Source organism: Streptosporangium sp. NBC_01639, from assembly GCF_045209755.1.
Lineage (GTDB): Bacteria > Actinomycetota > Actinomycetes > Streptosporangiales > Streptosporangiaceae > Streptosporangium.
In genome coordinates this window covers 7016970-7033498 of the sequence record NZ_CP109272.1, presented here as the reverse complement: position 1 = coordinate 7033498, position 16529 = coordinate 7016970, and the positions used below count along the sequence as shown (strand labels likewise).

15 protein-coding genes and 1 tRNA gene are annotated in these 16529 nt (G+C 68.6%); 8 read left to right on the top strand and 8 right to left on the bottom strand.

The features are described 5' to 3' along the window. The first annotated feature begins 274 nt into the window (after positions 1-274). On the top strand, positions 275-1030 hold the full coding sequence (locus tag OHA77_RS32055; protein ID WP_406313063.1) for a septal ring lytic transglycosylase RlpA family protein: 756 nt from the start codon (positions 275-277) through the stop codon (positions 1028-1030). 180 nt (positions 1031-1210) lie between these two features. Here the strand turns inward: OHA77_RS32055 and OHA77_RS32050 are convergent, their stop codons facing one another. Continuing rightward, positions 1211-1759, bottom strand: coding sequence for a DUF1707 and DUF4870 domain-containing protein (locus OHA77_RS32050; RefSeq protein ID WP_406313062.1), 549 nt, complete (start codon positions 1757-1759; stop codon positions 1211-1213). Between the two features lie 235 nt (positions 1760-1994). On the opposite strand from OHA77_RS32050, the gene OHA77_RS32045 reads away from it, so the two are divergent. Then, the gene (locus OHA77_RS32045; RefSeq protein WP_326824475.1) at positions 1995-2333 is read left to right on the top strand and encodes a hypothetical protein; all 339 of its coding nucleotides are present in this window, start codon (positions 1995-1997) and stop codon (positions 2331-2333) included. Between the two features lie 4 nt (positions 2334-2337). On the opposite strand, the gene OHA77_RS32040 is transcribed toward OHA77_RS32045, so the two are convergent. The 6 genes from OHA77_RS32040 to OHA77_RS32015 all read right to left on the bottom strand — a co-directional run bounded on the left by OHA77_RS32040 (position 2338) and on the right by OHA77_RS32015 (position 8441). Then, entirely contained in the window at positions 2338-3447 is a 1110-nt protein-coding gene (locus OHA77_RS32040; protein WP_406313061.1) for a DUF4192 domain-containing protein, read from the bottom strand. A 175-nt stretch (positions 3448-3622) separates the two neighbouring features. Continuing rightward, positions 3623-4372 carry an EI24 domain-containing protein gene (locus OHA77_RS32035; RefSeq protein ID WP_406313060.1) on the bottom strand — a complete coding sequence of 250 codons (750 nt, stop codon included), beginning with the start codon at positions 4370-4372 and terminating at the stop codon, positions 3623-3625. Positions 4373-4473: 101 nt separating this feature from the next. Continuing rightward, positions 4474-5067 (bottom strand): Maf family protein, encoded by a 594-nt coding sequence (locus OHA77_RS32030; RefSeq protein WP_406313059.1) that lies wholly within the window; start codon positions 5065-5067, stop codon positions 4474-4476. Positions 5068-5191: 124 nt separating this feature from the next. Continuing rightward, positions 5192-6151: a hypothetical protein gene (locus OHA77_RS32025; protein ID WP_406313058.1), complete on the bottom strand. Its 960-nt coding sequence runs from the start codon at positions 6149-6151 to the stop codon at positions 5192-5194. 258 nt (positions 6152-6409) lie between these two features. Further along, a complete protein-coding gene (locus tag OHA77_RS32020) occupies positions 6410-7111 on the bottom strand; it encodes a peptidyl-tRNA hydrolase (RefSeq protein ID WP_406313057.1) in 702 nt (233 codons plus the stop codon). Positions 7112-7166: 55 nt separating this feature from the next. Further along, entirely contained in the window at positions 7167-8441 is a 1275-nt protein-coding gene (locus OHA77_RS32015) for an MFS transporter (protein ID WP_406313056.1), read from the bottom strand. A 717-nt stretch (positions 8442-9158) separates the two neighbouring features. Between OHA77_RS32015 and OHA77_RS32010 the strand changes: the two genes are divergently transcribed. From OHA77_RS32010 to OHA77_RS31985, 6 genes are all read left to right on the top strand, one after another. Further along, a complete protein-coding gene (locus OHA77_RS32010; protein WP_406313055.1) occupies positions 9159-10907 on the top strand; it encodes an ABC transporter family substrate-binding protein in 1749 nt (582 codons plus the stop codon). A gap of 140 nt (positions 10908-11047) precedes the next feature. Next, positions 11048-12556, top strand: a complete 1509-nt coding sequence (locus OHA77_RS32005) for an ABC transporter permease (protein ID WP_406313054.1) — start codon at positions 11048-11050, stop codon at positions 12554-12556. Positions 12557-12575: 19 nt separating this feature from the next. After that, complete coding sequence (locus tag OHA77_RS32000; protein WP_406313053.1) at positions 12576-13553, top strand: ABC transporter permease; 978 nt, start codon at positions 12576-12578, stop codon at positions 13551-13553. Further along, the gene (locus OHA77_RS31995) at positions 13553-14710 is read left to right on the top strand and encodes an ABC transporter ATP-binding protein (protein WP_406313052.1); all 1158 of its coding nucleotides are present in this window, start codon (positions 13553-13555) and stop codon (positions 14708-14710) included. The genes OHA77_RS32000 and OHA77_RS31995 overlap by 1 nt, the downstream gene beginning before the upstream one ends. After that, entirely contained in the window at positions 14707-15741 is a 1035-nt protein-coding gene (locus OHA77_RS31990) for a dipeptide ABC transporter ATP-binding protein (protein WP_326824486.1), read from the top strand. The genes OHA77_RS31995 and OHA77_RS31990 overlap by 4 nt, the downstream gene beginning before the upstream one ends. 205 nt (positions 15742-15946) lie before the next feature. Next, on the top strand, positions 15947-16339 hold the full coding sequence (locus OHA77_RS31985) for a DUF3224 domain-containing protein (RefSeq protein ID WP_326824487.1): 393 nt from the start codon (positions 15947-15949) through the stop codon (positions 16337-16339). A 59-nt stretch (positions 16340-16398) separates the two neighbouring features. Here the strand turns inward: OHA77_RS31985 and OHA77_RS31980 are convergent. Continuing rightward, positions 16399-16471 (bottom strand) — tRNA-Ala (locus OHA77_RS31980). Positions 16472-16529: the final 58 nt, after the last annotated feature.

Below are 16529 nucleotides of genomic sequence, written 5' to 3'. Positions count from 1 at the left end.
ACCGGACCTCGACGTCGGGCCGCAGCCGCAAATGATCGACATTGCCGATTTTGGCGCGATTTGTCTGATCTTCTCCTAAATGATCCATTTCGTTGACAAAAGTGGTATAAGTCACCATCATTCCATTAACTTGCCTTTACTGATGGTTTGTCGCATATTGTCAACCGCATCGCTGCGGGGCACCCCTGTACCCCCGGCTGCTGAGGTCGGCCCTGGCACGCCCGTCTCCCCTGTGCCATACGGCCTTCCTCTGTCCTGTCCCCGACTTTGGACCGTGGTTTCCTTGGGCCTGCACTCCTCCCCCTCGTCCCCCGGCACCTCACCCTCGAAGAAGAAATCGCCGACGAACCGGCAACTCCTGGCCACACTGGCCGCCGGGGTCATGGTGGTGGCCGTGGCCTCGGCCACCATCTGGGCGCTCTCCGCCGACGGCGACACTTCGCGGACGACCGCCTCCGTCGGTCTGGCCGCCGCACGCTCTCCCCAGCTCGCCTCCCCTACCGGCTCCCCCTCCCTCCAGGAGGCGACGGCAGGGAGCACGACGGCCACCACCGACCAGATCGCCACCCCACCGCCCGGCCCCTCCGCCACCCCCACGGCGACACCGGGCGAGAGCCGTACCTCCCAGGCGAAGGACACACCGGGCGAGGCGGGGACCGCCACGCCGAAGACCAGGCCGAAAGCGGCGAAGCCCCACACCCCCAAGTCCCCCAAGTCCCCCGCCAAGCCGAAGGCCCACGTGGTCTCCACCGGGTCCTGCGGTGCTTCGTTCTACGACGAGGGGCAGATGACGGCCAGCGGCGAGCGCTTCAACCCCCAGGCGATGACCGCCGCTCACAAGTCCCTCCCCCTGGGGAGCAAGGTCCGGGTGACCAACCCCGCCACCGGCGAGTCGGTGACGGTCCGGATCAACGACCGCGGACCCTATGTGGGCGGCCGTTGCCTCGATCTGTCCAGGGCCGCCTTCTCCGCCATCGGCAGCACCGGCGCCGGTGTCATGCGGGTCAGATACGAGGTCCTCGGCACCTGAACGCGCCCCTCCGCCCCACGACATGAGCGGTGTCGAAGCAGCCGGACGCGTCCTCCGCCGTGCGGTATGAGCGGTGTCGAGCAGCCAGGCGCGTCCTCCGCCGTGCGGCATGAGCGGTATCAAGCCGCCAGGCGCGTCCTTCCGCCCTGCGGCATGAACCGATACCGGCCCCGGACCGGACTACTTCACCGGACGCAGCGTGAGCGGATAACGGAAATCGCCTTCGCCCAGGGCCGCCAGACCCCCCACTACGGACAGGACCACGCCTCCGATCCAGAGCACGGGCAGCAGCACGACGCCCACGAAGGTGATCGACAGCAGCACGGTGGCCCCGAGCAGGGTCAGTTGGAAGTTGAGCGCCTCCACCGCGTGCTTGCGGATGTAGGGCGAGGTCCTGCCCCCGGTGAGCATCATGATCAGCGGTCCGATCGCCAGCAGGCCGGTCAGCGGCAGCAGGTGTGCCGCCGCCGCTCCCAGGCGTTCTCCTCCCGTGTCCGCCCGCACCTGGTGGTGGCGGCCCGGTGCTGCCCAACCCGTCACCGGCGGATAGGGGGCGGGGGCGACCGGGCGCGAGCCGTAGAGCTCATGCATGATCGGCAGCAGGTCACCGTGGACGCGTGCCGTCATCGCGCGGTCCAGACGGTCGTCGAACTCGAACTTGTCGAACCGCCCCTCCGCGTAGGCGGCCTTGACATGCTCGACCACCTGCTCCCGATCCTGGTTGCTCACTCTGAGATCAACATGGTCGGGCCGGACACCGGGCGCCGACATGCTCCCGCCCCACGGGCTCCCCGATGGTCTCACTGCGCCTGCCATGGACCGACACCCCTTCTTCCGTCGCCGCTCTGTCTCCCATATTTGTCGACGACTTTCGTCCGGTCCATCCGGACTAACCCTTGGATGTCCCTTAGAGTCCACCCTGACCTTCTGCCATGAAACGTCCTGGAGATGTATACAAGTAGCCATGAGATGGCGGGATCGCTACGGGTTAAGACGTCTTCGCGGGCCGAAGATCGCCAAGTTCGACCGCGAGGCGACCGACGCGGACGTGGAGGCGCTCATCGCCTTCGCGAAGTCCCGTCGTGGTGTGGAGTTCTACGTCGAACCGGAGACATTCGCGACCGACACCACCGCGATGGCCGTCGCCGACGACGGCGAGTGGACCCGGCGGAGAGTCGGCTCACCCGCGGTGATCCGCAAGGTGGCCCGTGACCTGTCTCTTCCCGTCTATGACGTGCAGCTGACCGGTTACCCACCCCGGGTGCGCGCCTACAACGAGCGCCGCAAACGCGCCGAGAGCTGATCTCTCACTCCTCCGTGGCCTCCGGCTCCTCCAATAAGGCGATCATGGGAAGCAGCCATGCCATCCGGGGGCTGCCCATCTCCTCGTCCAGTTCCTCGGGGCTGGGCATCCTCGCTCTCAGCACGTGCGGTGGGAGCAGGTGGTGGAGTGCGTGCCTGAGCAGGTTCGCCATCGAATATCCCGGGGCGATCTCGCATGCGCGGATGACGGCGATGCCGGCCAGCGCGGAGTCGCCGTCACACCAGGCGGCCACGCCGAGCAGGGAGGCGGCCGGAGGCACGAATCTCGGCTCCAGCCGCCGGGTGAGGTCCTGCCAGAGCCTACGGTGGACGTCGTGGGTGTCGTCGGTGAGAAGGGCCCATGCCTCGTCCCTGACCCGGATCACCGCGAGGTCCAGTCCCAGCCTGGCCACCTGCTCGTCGTCGAGTCGCCCACCGCGGGCGTACACGGCGATCGCCCCGCGGACCCGGGCCACCCCGTCGGCGACGAACTCCGCGGCGAACCCTTCCAGGTCCGTGCAACCGGCGAGCCTGCCCCGCAACTCCTCCGTGACGCGGGCCGTGGCCTGGCGCATGGCCAGCCGTGCACTGCCGCCGACGGAGTCGAGCGAGTGCTCCAGGGTCTCTCGGTCGGGCAGGGCGACCAGTCCGTGCGCGACGGCCTCGGCGGCGATCATGGTGGCCTCCTGCTCGTATGGCGTGCCGTCGGCCGGGCAGCAGTCGGAGCGGGAGCAGATGAAGGACCAGTAGCGGCCGTTCTCCGCCCGGAGCGCGTCGACGATGGTGACGTCGCCCCGGCGCAGCAGCGTGAGGGCCGCGTCCATGGCAGGGGTCACCAGCGGACCCGGGCCATAGCCGATGACGATGACCTGACCGATCCGCTCCTTGCGGAGCAAGGTGATGATCTGGCCGAGCCCGGGGGCGACCAGCGGCAGATCCCACCGGACGGTCAGGTGGAGCCGCCCTCGGGGCGGGCTTCCCTTCAGCCCGATCACGATCAGGCTGTCAGCGGGATGGAAGCCCACGAGGTAGGGCACGGCGCCGAGGACGTCCTCGGTGGAGCCGAGAAGCAGATGGGGCTGCGGGTTGGCCGGGGCCGGGATGTCGGTTGTCATGGCCGAGAGCCTCGCCGGATTTCGGCCGGCTCATCGCGCCGAACCTCGATCTGTGGACGCCCGGTCCTTCATGCGGCGCCCCTGTGGAAATCGGCCCCCAGGCCGGCGGGGAAGGCGAGATTCCCCGCTCAGCGGGCACGCCGCCCGCTGAGCGGGCACAGCGGTACAGGGTCGGTCAGACGGGGGCCAGGCGCGTTCTGACCATGATCGTCCCACCTGCGACGGCGGCGGGCATCGCGACCACCGCGCCCAACGGGATGAGGAAGACCAGGAAGAGAAGCCCTCCGAAGCCGAGTGCCGCGGCCTTGTTCCCCCGGAGGACGGCGAAGCGGTTCTTGCGTGCCATTCCCCGGCGCTCCATGGCCAGCGTGGTGAGTTCGACCGTGAGGAAGAAACCCGAGACCAGGGCGCCCAGCACCGGCACCACCGTCTGCCCGATCACCGGCACGAAGCCGAGGAAGAACAGCGGGACGGTGAACAGCAGCACGTATCCGAGAGTGATCAGGCTGTCTCTGACGGACCTGGGAATCGACTTCCAGAGAGGGACTTCGTGCCCGCCCGGCACCTCGCCGTAGCTCTCCTCGACCTTTTCCGAGAGCTTCTCGTAGAAGGGGTCTCCGACGATCAGGGTCACCGCGGTGAAGGTCACCACGGCCAGTACCAGCCCGGCACCGACGATCAGCAGTCCGACCAGGGTCCGGAGGGTGTTCCGCGCCGCCTGGCCCCATCCGTCGGCGAACGGCGTCGCCCACTCGGCGAGGTCTCCCGCGTTGGTACCGAGGAGATAGAGGGCGACCACGTAGAGCACGGACACGATCAAGGCGGGGATCAGCCCGAACAGCCACCACCGAGGGGTGCGCGCGACCCAGCCCAGCCCCTGGAAGAAGAACCTCATGCCGTCCGTAAAGGAGCGGAAATGACCCATGTCCGGAAGATTAGCGGGATCGCAGGATCATCGCGCACGGTGCCGGAGAGCGCCGCACAGCGCTCCGCCGTACCCGGGTCGCGCGAGACGGCAGGGAGCGCTCAGCCGTTCCGCCAGAGAGTGGGCACGGAGACGTCGAGGGCGGCGAAGAGGCGGCGGAGGAGAGGGAGGGAGATGCCCAGCACGTTGCCGTGGTCACCCTCGATGCCGTCGACGAACCAGCCGCCCGCTCCGTCCAGGGTGAAGGCACCCGCGACCCGGAGGGGCTCGCCGGTGGCGACATAGGCGGCGATCTCGGCGTCGGTCGGGGAGCCGAAACGGACGACCGTGGCCCCCACCTCCGCCACCTCCCGCCCGCCGGCGACGTCGATCACACAGTGGCCGGTGAGCAGGCGCCCCGTACGGCCGCGCATGCTCTCCCAGCGTGAGACGGCCTCCTCGGCCGACAGGGGCTTGCCGTAGGCCTGACCGTCGAGCTCCAGCACCGAGTCGCAGCCGATGACCAGGCCGGCGGTCAGGTCCCGTGCCACCACCGCGGCCTTGGCGCGGGCCAGCGCGAGACAGAGTTCGCTCGGACTGTCGGCGACGACGGCCTCCTCGTCCACACCGCTGACGATCACCTTGGGATCGAGTCCGGCGCTGCGGAGCAGGGCGAGACGGGCGGGCGAGGCGGAGGCGAGAACGATCTGGGTCACGTCAATCGAGCCTAGGCCCTGTCCGGCGGACGGCGGACCATCCTGACGACACCGGGGAGGGAAGCCGTGGCCACCCGCTTCTGCCCGGCCCGAACGGCTGGGACGCTTCCGTACCGGGGCGGGGTCACTTCAACCGGATCGAGGTGACCGCGGTGTTGATGTCGCGCCAGTATGCCCGCTGGGTGTCGGGGATCGTCACGAAGACCATGGCGGGTTTGGCACCGGGGACCTCCGTCACGGCGACGGCGGCCATGGAGAAGCGGGACTTGGCCTTGATCTTGTATTTCACCCGGTAGGCCAGCAGCCAGCCGTCCTTGGTCGCCTGGGAGGCGGTCCAGGCGATCGTGCTGCCCTTGGGGTGGTGGTTGAGCGTCCAGCGAGCGGCCAGCAGCGCGGTCTCCTCCGGGCTCTCCTGCACCTTGATGGGCACCGGACAACTCACGACCATCGCCCGGGTGGCCCCGCCCTTCACCTTCGGCAACACCTGCTTGGTGGAGAACGGCGGGGCGCCGTAGGTCTTCCACGGCTTGGCGAGCCGGGCCAGTGAGACGCCCGACTTGGCGTCCTGCAGCCGGAGTTTGGTCTTGTGCTCCTTGCCGGGCAGCCGGGCCAGCCGCTTACCGGGCGGCATCCCGGGAACACGCGGGTCGGACAGGGCCACGACCACGGCCGCGCTCCGCTCCGGCGTCCGGGCCGCGCTCACCGTCGGCGAAGGCGCCGGGGAAGCCGACACCGACGCCGACGCCGACGAAGAGGGCGCCGGAGACGCCGAGGACGAGGACGCCGGGGAACCGAAACCGGGCGAGGGCATCGCGGCAGATGGCGCGGCGATCGGCCCCGACGCCTCCTCGCCCGGTTGATCTGAGGAGCCGGAGTACACGAGTCCGGCCACGGCCGCGACGGCCCCCACGACCACCACGGTGACCGCGGCCAGAATCCGGTAGATGACGCGCATCGGCAGGTCGCCGATGCGGGACCTCTTGACCGGTGATCCCAGCGGATTGATCGATGACTTCGGCGGGCCGTCGACGACCACCTTCGGCAACTCGGACGTATCCGCCTCAGCGGTCACATACGCCGGCACAGAACCCGCCCCCCGGGTCCCCGGAGTCCCACCCAACCCATCGAGCACGATCGGGAGCGTACGACAAATCCGGTTTTCCCGTGCGCGATCCCCATCACACTTCGGGAACGAGTGCCTTCCCAGATGGGGGTGGAACGCCGGTCTGCGCGGGCCCCGCGGTGCTCCTGCCGTACTCCCGGAGAATCCCTCCGGGAGTACGGCCGGGCAGCCCCTCCGCGGCCTGCCCGGCCGCCACGAGAGGAGCGTTCACCCGCACCGTCACGGCGACCTGAGCGGCCCGGAACCCGCGATCCGGAAACCGCCGTGCCGCAGCCACGGCGCGTCCGCGACGACCGTGCACGACCCGGGCTCGACCTCGGTGAACCCCGCGTCGCGGACCACCGGCAGGCCCGAGTCGACCAGCGCGGCCCACCCGGTGGGACCGGCGGTCCGTACGGCGGCCGCCCGCCCCCGGTCCCGCCACTCCTGCCGGGCCCGCTCGCCGCTCCCCCACCAGGCCAGCTGGGCCGCGTGCCCGGCCTGCGCCATCGCCTTGCCCGCCGACATCGCAAGCCCCGGGTTGATCCAGAGCACCACCTCTCCCGATGGCGCCGGGGCAACCGGTGGGACCGAATCGGTCAGGTCGGTGCCGGAGACCTGCAGCCTGGACAGGTCCCTGGGCCAGTCGTCGAGCGGCACCGGCGGGTGGACCCGGACCTCGGCGGTGCCGGAGACGACGGTGATGCCGGGCAGGTCGAGCACCCGGCGCCACTCGGCGCCGCGCGCCCGCCGGACGACCTTCCTGATCCCGATGCTCTCCCAGGAGCGGACCGGTTCGGCCCATTCGCCGTCGCCGAGGGCCCGGGGGTCGTCGAGGAGCGTCAGCACCGCGAGCGCGGCCGCCTCCAGGGCGTCGGTGCGCTCCGGTGGGGCCGCCCGCTCGATCCTGACCACGATCGGGAGCACCTTCTGCCCGGTCATGCGGCCTTCGCCCGCCGCGTGCTCCGGTGCCCGCCGGCTGTCTCTCTTCGCTCGTTCACGCTTTCAAGGATGCCTTCCTGGCGATGGCGACCGACATCAGGGCGGCGATCAGGCAGAGGAATCCGGCGGCGTACCAGGCGAGGTCGTAGGCGCCGAAGTGGTCACGGGTGAGACCCGCGCCCACTGCGGCGACGGCCGCGCCGATCTGGTGGGAGGCGAAGACCCAGCCGAACACCACCGCGCCGTCGGCGCCGTAGATCTGCCGGCACAGGGCCACGGTGGGCGGGACGGTGGCCACCCAGTCGAGGCCGTAGAAGACGATGAAGACGAGCATGCTGGGCTCGGTGGTCGCTCCGAACAGGCTGGGCAGAAGCATCAGCGACAGACCGCGCAGCCCGTAGTAGGCGCCGAGCAGGATCCGCGAGTCGACCTTGTCGCTCAGCCAGCCGGACGCGATGGTCCCGACGACGTCGAAGATCCCAACCAGTGCGAGGAGTCCCGCGGCGGTCGGCTCGGCCATCCCGTGGTCGTGGGCCGCTGGGATGAAGTGGGTGCCGACCAGGCCGTTGGTGCTCATACCGCAGATCGCGAACCCGCCCACGAGCAGCCAGAAGGGCCTGGTCCGCGCGGCGCTCCACAGCACGGTGAGTGCGTGGGCGGCGGCTCCGCCGGCCCTGGCGGGCGGGGGGACCGTGACCGCGGCCGGGTCGGCGCCCAGAGCGGTGGTGCCCACCTCCTCCGGGCGGTCACGCAGCAGGAACCAGACGAGGGGGACCACGACGAGCGCGGCGGCGGTGACCGTGACGGCCGCCGAACGCCACCCCTGGGCGACGGCCAGGTGGGCGAGGAGGGGCAGGAAGACGAGCTGCCCGGTGGCACCGCCCGCGGTGAGGACTCCGGTGACGAGGCCACGGTGGCGGACGAACCAGCGCTCGGTGAGTGTGGCGGCGAAGACCAGGGCCATCGACCCGGTGCCGAGACCGACCAGGACACCCCAGCAGAGGATGAGCTGCCAGGGTGCGTTCATCAGGATGGTGAACCCGCTGCCCGCCGCGACGAGCAGCAGCGCGCCGGACACCACCCGGCGCATGCCGAAACGGTTCATGAGGGCGGCGGCGAACGGGGCGGTCAGGCCGTAGAGCATGAGGTTGACCGAGACCGCCAGCGAGATCGTGCCGCGGGACCAGCCGAACTCCTCCTGGAGCGGGGTGATCAGCACCCCGGGAGTGGCCCGGAACCCCGCTGCGCCCAGGATGGCCACGAACGCGACTCCCGCCACGATCCAGGCGCGGTGCAACCCCCGCGTACGCGTCTGAAGAGTCGTTGTCATGCCGCCAATCATGGAGCCCGCCCCCGGGGGCTCACGAGTGGCCCGGATGCCATTATCCGCAAATATCGGGCCATGCGACAGCCGTACCGGACCCGCCGGCCGACGTACCTGAGACGCCTCCGTCAGGCACTCCTCGCCCTCGCCCGACGGACGGGCGGACGGGCGGCGCGGGGAACAGGGAAAAGAGCCACCCGGAACGGGTCTCCGCACAGAAGTTCCGCACGCGAGATGCGTCCGCAATCCGATATGCGGCGGAGAAAACCCTGCGAAAAAAGAATTCCCGTACAGCCCGCACCCCACAACCCCCACGAGACGGCCCGCGCCACTTCGGGAGAGCACGACGTGAAGGTTGCCGACGACGGGAAAAGCCGATCGGCCGACTACTCTGGGTGATATGGCTTGTGGGTTTCGGTGAGTTTCCCAGCAGGGACAGTCGTGGTTTTTCCACACATCCGAGCCCTTTTGATCACCCGCGCGACTACTCTCCGCTGTCTACCGTACTGGGACTATTCGGTCAAACGTTACGTTTTTCCTGATTTTCACTGATTGGGGAGTTTCGCGCTCTGCGCCCGACTTTGTTACAGCTTGGGGCGGCGCCGGTATCAGGTCTGCAACACCCCAGTCGCCCCACTTGTCCAAGGGAGAGTCCTGGTGCTCAGCTTTGTTCGACCAGTGCTTGCGGCTGACCTCAGACCGGACGATTAAAGGAGTACCGCCGTGTTCCATGCGCGGACATCTGGCAAGTTTCTAGCGGTGGTGGCGGGAGGTGCACTCCTGCTGACTGCCTGCGGGGGCAACGACTCGGCGAGCAAGCCGGCGGCGTCGGGCTCCGCCGCCGCCTCGGCCCCTGCCTCGGCGCAGAGCATCAACTACGCGTTCGACCAGGAGTTCAGCTCCTACAACGGCAACACCAGCGCGGAGAACGCGGCCCGTAACAACCAGCCGCTACAGCGCGTGCTGACCGGTTTCTGGTACTACGGCGGCGACGGCGCGGTGACGCCGGACACGGACTTCGGCACCTACGAGAAGGTCTCCGACGACCCGCTGACCGTCAAGTACACGATCAACCCCGCGGCCACCTGGTCGGACGGCACGCCGATCGACTGTGACGACCTGGCGCTGTCCTGGGCGGCGAACTCCGGAAAGGTCGAGGGCTTCTCCACCGCCGGCACCACCGGCTGGGAGCTCACCGACGCCCCCAAGTGTGACAAGGGCGGCAAGGAGATCACCCACGTCTACTCCGAGCCCTTCGCCGACTGGCGCGGCGGCCTCTACGCCCAGGGCCAGATCATGCCCGCCCACGTGGTGGAGAAGAAGGGCAACATCTCCGAGGAAGAGCTCATCGCCGCCGTCAAGGACGGCGACGCCAAGAAGCTCGCCGACGCGATCAAGTTCTACAACGACGGCTGGATCATGAAGGGCACGCTGCTCAGCGAGGACCTGATCCCCTCCTCCGGCCCGTACAAGCTCTCCAAGATCGACGCCGGTCAGTCGCTGACCCTGGTCGCCAACGACAAGTACTGGGGCGCCAAGCCGGCGATCCAGACGGTCGTCGAGCGCTACATCGCGCTGGACCAGCAGGCTCAGGCGCTGCAGAACGGTGAAGTCAACATCGCCGTCCCGCAGCCCGGCCCCGACGTCCTCAACCAGCTGAACGCCCTCGAAGCCGTCACGGTCAAGTCCGGTCCGCAGTATTTCTTCGACCACCTGGACTTCAACTTCGACTCCAGCCCGTTCAAGGACAAGACCCTGCGCGAGGCGTTCGCCAAGTGCGTGCCGCGGCAGCTGATCGTCGACAACCTGATCAAGCCGCTGAACCCCGAGGCGAAGATCCTGCAGGCCCGCATCACCTCCAGCGTGCAGGCCAGCTACGCCGACATCATCACCGGCCTGGCCGGCGAGGAGAAGAAGTACGACGCGGTCGACATCGACGGCGCCAAGGCCCTGCTGGAGAAGGCCGGCAAGACCGGACTCGAGGTCAAGATCGGCTACAACACCCCGAACCCGCGCCGCACCTCGGTCGTCCAGCTCATCAGCGACTCCTGCAACAAGGCCGGCTTCAAGGTCAAGGACAACGGCGCCGAGGACTTCTTCGGCACCGGCCTGGCCAACAACACCTACGACGTCGCCCTCTTCGGCTGGACCGGTTCCGCCCTGATCAGCGGCAGCACCTCGACCTACACCTCGGTCAAGAAGTGCGACTCCGAGCACAAGGGCAACAACAACGGCTGCTACGCGAACAAGAAGGTCGACGAGCTGCTGAAGAAGGCCAACGCCACGGTTGACGAGGCCGGCCAGACCCCGCTGCTCGCCGAGGCCGAGAAGATCATGTGGCAGGACCTGGCCACCATCCCGCTCTACGAGAACCCGAACCTGACCGCGTGGTCCGAGGGCGTCGGCAACATCGTTCCGAACCCGACCCAGGCGGGCATCGGCTGGAACATGGACAAGTGGACCATCAGCTGATCTCATCACCCCTGTCCGTCGACCGCCTCGGCGGTTGACGGACGCCATCCATGTCAGGGCCGGGACCGGCGAGGCCACGAGCCTCGCCGGTCCCGGCCCTGATCCACGCAGTCCCTCTTCCAAGAACGGGAGGTGACGAAGTGATCGTCTTCATCGCGCGGAGACTGGTCATCTCGTTCTTCGTCCTCCTGGCGGCGACCTTCATCATCTTCGTCCTCACGGCGCTCTCCGGCGACCCTCTTGAGGACCTCCGCCAGGATGCCAGCCCACAGAAGGCACTCAAGATCGCTGACCGCGTCGAGCGGATGCAGCTGGACCTCCCCGTCCTCCTGCGCTACGTAGGATGGCTCGGCAGAATCGCCCGCGGCGACCTCGGGGTGAACCGCGACGGGCAGGACGTCGCCACCTTGCTGGGCGACTCGCTGTCCTCCACCCTGCAACTCGTGCTTGCCGCCACCGTGCTGGCGATCACGGTCGGCATCGTGATCGGCATCGTCTCCGCGCTCCGTCAGTACAGCGGCTTCGACTACACCGTCACCTTCGCCGCCTTCGTCTGCTTCTCCCTGCCGCTCTTCTGGGTGGCGGTCATGCTCAAGCAGTACGTCGCGATCGAGTTCAACAACTGGTTGAAGGACCCGAACATCCCACCCATGGTGATCGGGCTCCTGGCGCTGCTCGGCGGTCTGACCTTCGGTGCGCTCACCATGGGCGAACGCAGACGGCGACTCATCGGCTTCGCCGTGGGACTCGTGGTCAGCGGCACGTTGTTCACCATCCTGTCGGTGACCCGCTGGTTCGCCGATCCGGGCCTGGGCACCCCGCTCATCCTGGCCTTCGGCCTCGCCGCCGCGGTCGGCTTCACCGTCCTGTCCGCCGGGCTGCAGTATCGCGGCCCGCTGTACGCGGCCCTCGGTGCTGCTCTGATCGGCGCACTGAGCTCGCAGGTGCTCGGCTCCGCGCTCACCGACCCGACCTGGCTGGAGATCGGTGGCCTGCTCCTGCTGACGATCGCGGTCTGCGTCGGTCTCGGCTACGCCTTCGGCGGCCTGCAGCGTCAGCAGGCGATCACCGCAACCGTGCTGACCGGCGTGTTCACCGGCGGCATGGTCTTCCTGGACCGGATGCTCCAGGCCTTCGCCACCTTCACCACCACCGTGCGCGGCCGTCCCATCTCGACGATCGGGGCCCGCACCCCCAACTACAACGGCGACTTCTGGCAGCTCAACCTCGACAGCGCCGGCCACCTGCTGCTGCCGACCATGGCTCTCATCCTGATCTCGCTGGCGACCTATACGCGCTACAGCCGGGCCAGCATGCTGGAGGTCATGAACCAGGACTACGTGCGCACCGCCCGGGCCAAGGGACTGCCCGAGCGCACCGTCGTGGTCAAGCACGCCTTCCGCAACGGCCTCATCCCGATCACCACCCTGATGGCCTTCGACCTCGCCGGAGTGATCGGCGGGGCGGTCGTCACGGAGAACGTCTTCGGCTGGCGGGGCATGGGCTTCATGTTCACCAAGGGGCTCCAGGAAGTGGACCCGGGGCCGGTCATGGCGTTCTTCCTCGTCACCGGGACGACGATCGTCGTCTTCAACATGCTCGCGGACATCCTCTACGCCTACCTCGACCCGCGTATCCGGTTGTCGTGAAAGCATCGGAGATCCACTCATGACACTCAGCGCACAAGCGCCGGCGCCGGACAGCGCCGCACAGGGCATAGCGATCGTCGCCCGCACCCAGGCCCAGATGGTCCGACGCCGGTTCTTCCGGCACCGGGCCGCGCTGGCCGGGATGATCGTCTTCGGTGCCGTCATCGTGCTGGCGTTCACCTCCATCGGCTTCGCCGGTATATCCGGCTGGTGGGGCCAGAGTTATCTGACCACCGGCGCGCTGGTGAACCAGGGCAAACCGACGCTCAGTGTGGTCCCCGAGTTCCTCGGCGGGTCCGGGATCCACTTCGGTGCCCACCCCTTCGGCCAGGACGACATCGGCGTCGACTACTTCGCCAAGACCATGCGCGGCGCCCAGCAGTCGATCATCGTCGCCTTCCTGGTGGGCATCGTGGCGACCACGGTCGGCGCCGTCATCGGCGCGCTGGCCGGCTACTACCGCGGCCGGACCGAAGCCGTCCTGATGCGTCTCACCGACGTCATGATCACCATTCCGGTTCTGATCATCGCGGCCGTCGTCGGCCGCCGGTTCGGCGACAGCGGCGTGGTGCTCCTCGGCATCGTCCTCGGTCTGGTGATCTGGCCGAGCATGGCCCGGCTGCTGCGCGGCGAATTCCTCTCCCTGCGGGAGAAGGAGTTCGTGGAGGCGGCCCGTGCGGTCGGTACCTCCGCAAGCCGGATCATCTTCCGGCACATCCTGCCGAACACCGTCGGCGTGATCATCGTCAGCGCGACGCTGGCCATCGCGAACGCGGTGCTGCTGGAGTCGGCGCTGTCGTTCCTCGGCCTGGGCGTGCAGGCTCCCGACACCTCTCTCGGCCAGCTGGTCAACGAGTACCGCAGCGCCTTCAGCACCCGTCCGTGGCTGTTCTGGTGGCCGGGCATCTTCATCATCGCCATCGCGTTGTCGATCAACTTCATCGGTGACGGCCTGCGTGACGCCTTCGACCCCCGACAGACCCGGGTGCGTGCCTAATGACGACTCCCAACGTGCCGATCGAACCCCGCAAGGGCGACGTGCACACCTACGACATCGCTCCCAACGTGCTCGACTCCGCCGGGGAGGTGCACGTCGGCCTGACCCTGGACGCCGTGCGGCCGCCCTCGGAGGAGGAGATCCTCAAGGTCGACAACCTGACCGTGGAGTTCCCCACGGAGGACGGCGTCGTCCACGCGGTCCGGGGCGTCTCCTACAGCCTGCGCGAGCGCGAGGTGCTGGGCATCGTCGGCGAGTCCGGCTCCGGCAAGTCGGTCTCCTCCCTGGCCGTCATGGGCCTGCTGCCCAGGGGCGCCCGGATCAAGGGGCAGATCCTCTTCCGCGGTGAGGACATGCTGAAGATGTCGCCCCGCAAGCAGCGCGGTCTGCGGGGCCGCAAGATCGCGATGGTCTTCCAGGACCCGATGACCGCGCTCAACCCGGTGCACACGATCGGCGACCAGCTCGCCGAGGCGGTGCTCGCCCACGAGCTGATGCCGCGCAAGGCCGCGCTGGCCCGGGCCAGGGAGATGCTCGACCTGGTCGGCATCCCGCAGGCCGAGGCGCGGCTGCGCAGCTACCCGCACGAGTTCTCCGGCGGCATGCGCCAGCGCGCGATGATCGCCATGGCGGTCATCAACAACCCGGACGTCATCCTCGCCGACGAGCCGACCACGGCCCTCGACGTGACCGTCCAGGCGCAGATCCTGGAGAAGCTCCTGGAGGTCAAGGACGCGGTCAACGCGGCCATCGTGCTCATCACACACGACCTGGGCGTCATCGCGGGCATGGCGCACCGGGTGCTGGTCATGTACGCCGGCCGCCCCGTCGAGATCGGTGACACCGATCCGGTGTTCGAGGAGCCCCGCATGCCGTACACGGCGGGCCTGCTCGGTTCGATCCCCTCCCTGGAGAACTCCAGCAGCGGCCGGCTGCGTCCGATCAAGGGCACTCCCCCGTCCCTGATCAACCTGCCGACCGGCTGCCCCTTCTCACCGCGCTGCCCGCTCGCCGACGACACCTGCAGAACGGCCGAGCCGGAGCTGACCGAGACCGACAGCGGCGGGCACTTCGCGGCCTGCCACCACTGGGACAGGCTGGCCGCGGTCGAGGACCCGACCGTGTTCTTCCGCACCGAGAGCGAGACCCTGGCATGAGCGCGACGACCGAGGAGACGCCCGCTCCGGAGCTGGAGCCGGTCGGCGGCGACCACCTGCTGGAGGTCAACGACCTGGTGATGAACTTCCCGGTCAGGGGCGGCGGTTTCCTGCGCCGGGTGGTGGCCCAGGTCCAGGCCGTCAGCGGGGTGTCCATGTACGTGGACGAGGGCGAGACCCTCGGCGTGGTGGGCGAGTCCGGCTGCGGCAAGTCGACGACCGGCCGGGCGATCCTGCAGCTGCACAAGCCCACGTCGGGCTCGGTGCGGTTCCAGGGCAAGGAGCTCACCACGCTGTCGTCCAAGCAGCTGCAGCCCGTACGGCGCGACATGCAGATCGTCTTCCAGGACCCCTATGCGTCGCTCAACCCGAAGATGCCGGTCAACGACATCATCGCCGAGCCGCTGAAGGTTCACGACCGCTGGAAGAACAACGGCGCGGAGCGGGTGGCCGAGCTGCTGCGGCTGGTCGGCCTGAGCCCCGAGCACGGCAACCGCTACCCGCACGAGTTCTCCGGCGGGCAGCGCCAGCGCGTCGGCATCGCCAGGGCACTGGCGCTGGAGCCGAAGCTGCTGGTGCTCGACGAGCCGGTGTCCGCGCTGGACGTGTCGGTCCAGGCAGGTGTGGTGAACCTGCTGGAGGACCTCCAGGAGTCGCTGGGGATCGCCTACATCTTCATCGCGCACGACCTGTCGGTGGTCCGCCACATCTCCGACCGGGTCGCGGTGATGTATCTGGGCAAGGTCATCGAGACCGGCCCCCGGGACGACCTCTACGACCGCCCCGCGCACCCCTACACCCAGGCGCTCCTGTCGGCCGCCCCCACGGCCAACCCGAAGGAGGAGCGCGCCAGGGAGCGCGTCATCCTCACCGGCGACGTGCCGAGCCCCCTGGACCCGCCGAGCGGCTGCCGCTTCCGCACCCGCTGCTGGAAGGCCCAGGAGATCTGTGCGGTCGAGGAGCCCCCGCTCGTCGACCGCGGCAACGGCCATCCGGTGGCCTGCCATTTCGCCGAGGTCACCGCGCGCTGATCGGACGGTCGAAGGCCGCAGGCCGTACGGGATCCATCTCCCGTGCGGCCTGCGGCGTCTCCGGGGCGGATGGGCACCGGCACCCTGACCGCCGATCCAGCGCCGGGCCATGCCGGACATCCATGAATGCCGAGACAACCTGACAACAGGTGACAGGTATGGGCGCGAGGATGGGACCAGATCCCGAATCTCGAGGAGAATCTCCATGCCCCGCGCCACCGGCACCTTCAGCATCGACAGCTGGGAACCCCAGCCCTACGACGAGGCCGAGGGAACCGCGCTCTCCCGTGTCCACATCACCAAGACCTTCGACGGCGACCTGCTGGGCACCAGCACCACCGACATCATCACCGCGATGGCCCAGGTCGAGGGCTCGGCGGCCTATGCCGGCTTCGAGCGCTTCACCGGCACCGTACACGGCCGCAAGGGCACCTTCGTGCTCCACCACACCGCCACCAGCCATGCCGGGGAATCAGCTCTGAGCTGGACGATCCTGCCCGACTCGGGAACCGGTGAGCTGCTCGGCATCCGGGGCGGCGGCCAGATCGTCAACGACGACGGCGCCCACTCCTTCCACCTCGACTACGAGCTCGGGTGACCGGCGCGTCCGCCGAAACGCGAGAAGGGCGACCGGATGGTCGCCCTTCTCGGGAAGAGTGGAGCTATGGGGATTCGAACCCCAGACCTCCTCCATGCCATGGAGGCGCGCTACCAGCTGCGCCATAGCCCCTTGCGGTGTTACGTGATGCCACTGGGTTTCACCCAGCGGCACCACGCCAGTGTATAGG

Coding starts and splice junctions, on each gene's coding strand:
- OHA77_RS32040 (WP_406313061.1), bottom strand. CDS start 3,447: ATGACAACCGACATCCCGGCCCCGGCCAACCCGCAGCCCCATCTGCTT.
- OHA77_RS32020 (WP_406313057.1), bottom strand. CDS start 7,111: ATGACCGGGCAGAAGGTGCTCCCGATCGTGGTCAGGATCGAGCGGGCG.
- OHA77_RS31990 (WP_326824486.1), top strand. CDS start 14,707: ATGAGCGCGACGACCGAGGAGACGCCCGCTCCGGAGCTGGAGCCGGTC.
- OHA77_RS32015 (WP_406313056.1), bottom strand. CDS start 8,441: ATGACAACGACTCTTCAGACGCGTACGCGGGGGTTGCACCGCGCCTGG.
- OHA77_RS32035 (WP_406313060.1), bottom strand. CDS start 4,372: ATGGGTCATTTCCGCTCCTTTACGGACGGCATGAGGTTCTTCTTCCAG.
- OHA77_RS31985 (WP_326824487.1), top strand. CDS start 15,947: ATGCCCCGCGCCACCGGCACCTTCAGCATCGACAGCTGGGAACCCCAG.
- OHA77_RS32000 (WP_406313053.1), top strand. CDS start 12,576: ATGACACTCAGCGCACAAGCGCCGGCGCCGGACAGCGCCGCACAGGGC.
- OHA77_RS32045 (WP_326824475.1), top strand. CDS start 1,995: ATGAGATGGCGGGATCGCTACGGGTTAAGACGTCTTCGCGGGCCGAAG.
- OHA77_RS31995 (WP_406313052.1), top strand. CDS start 13,553: ATGACGACTCCCAACGTGCCGATCGAACCCCGCAAGGGCGACGTGCAC.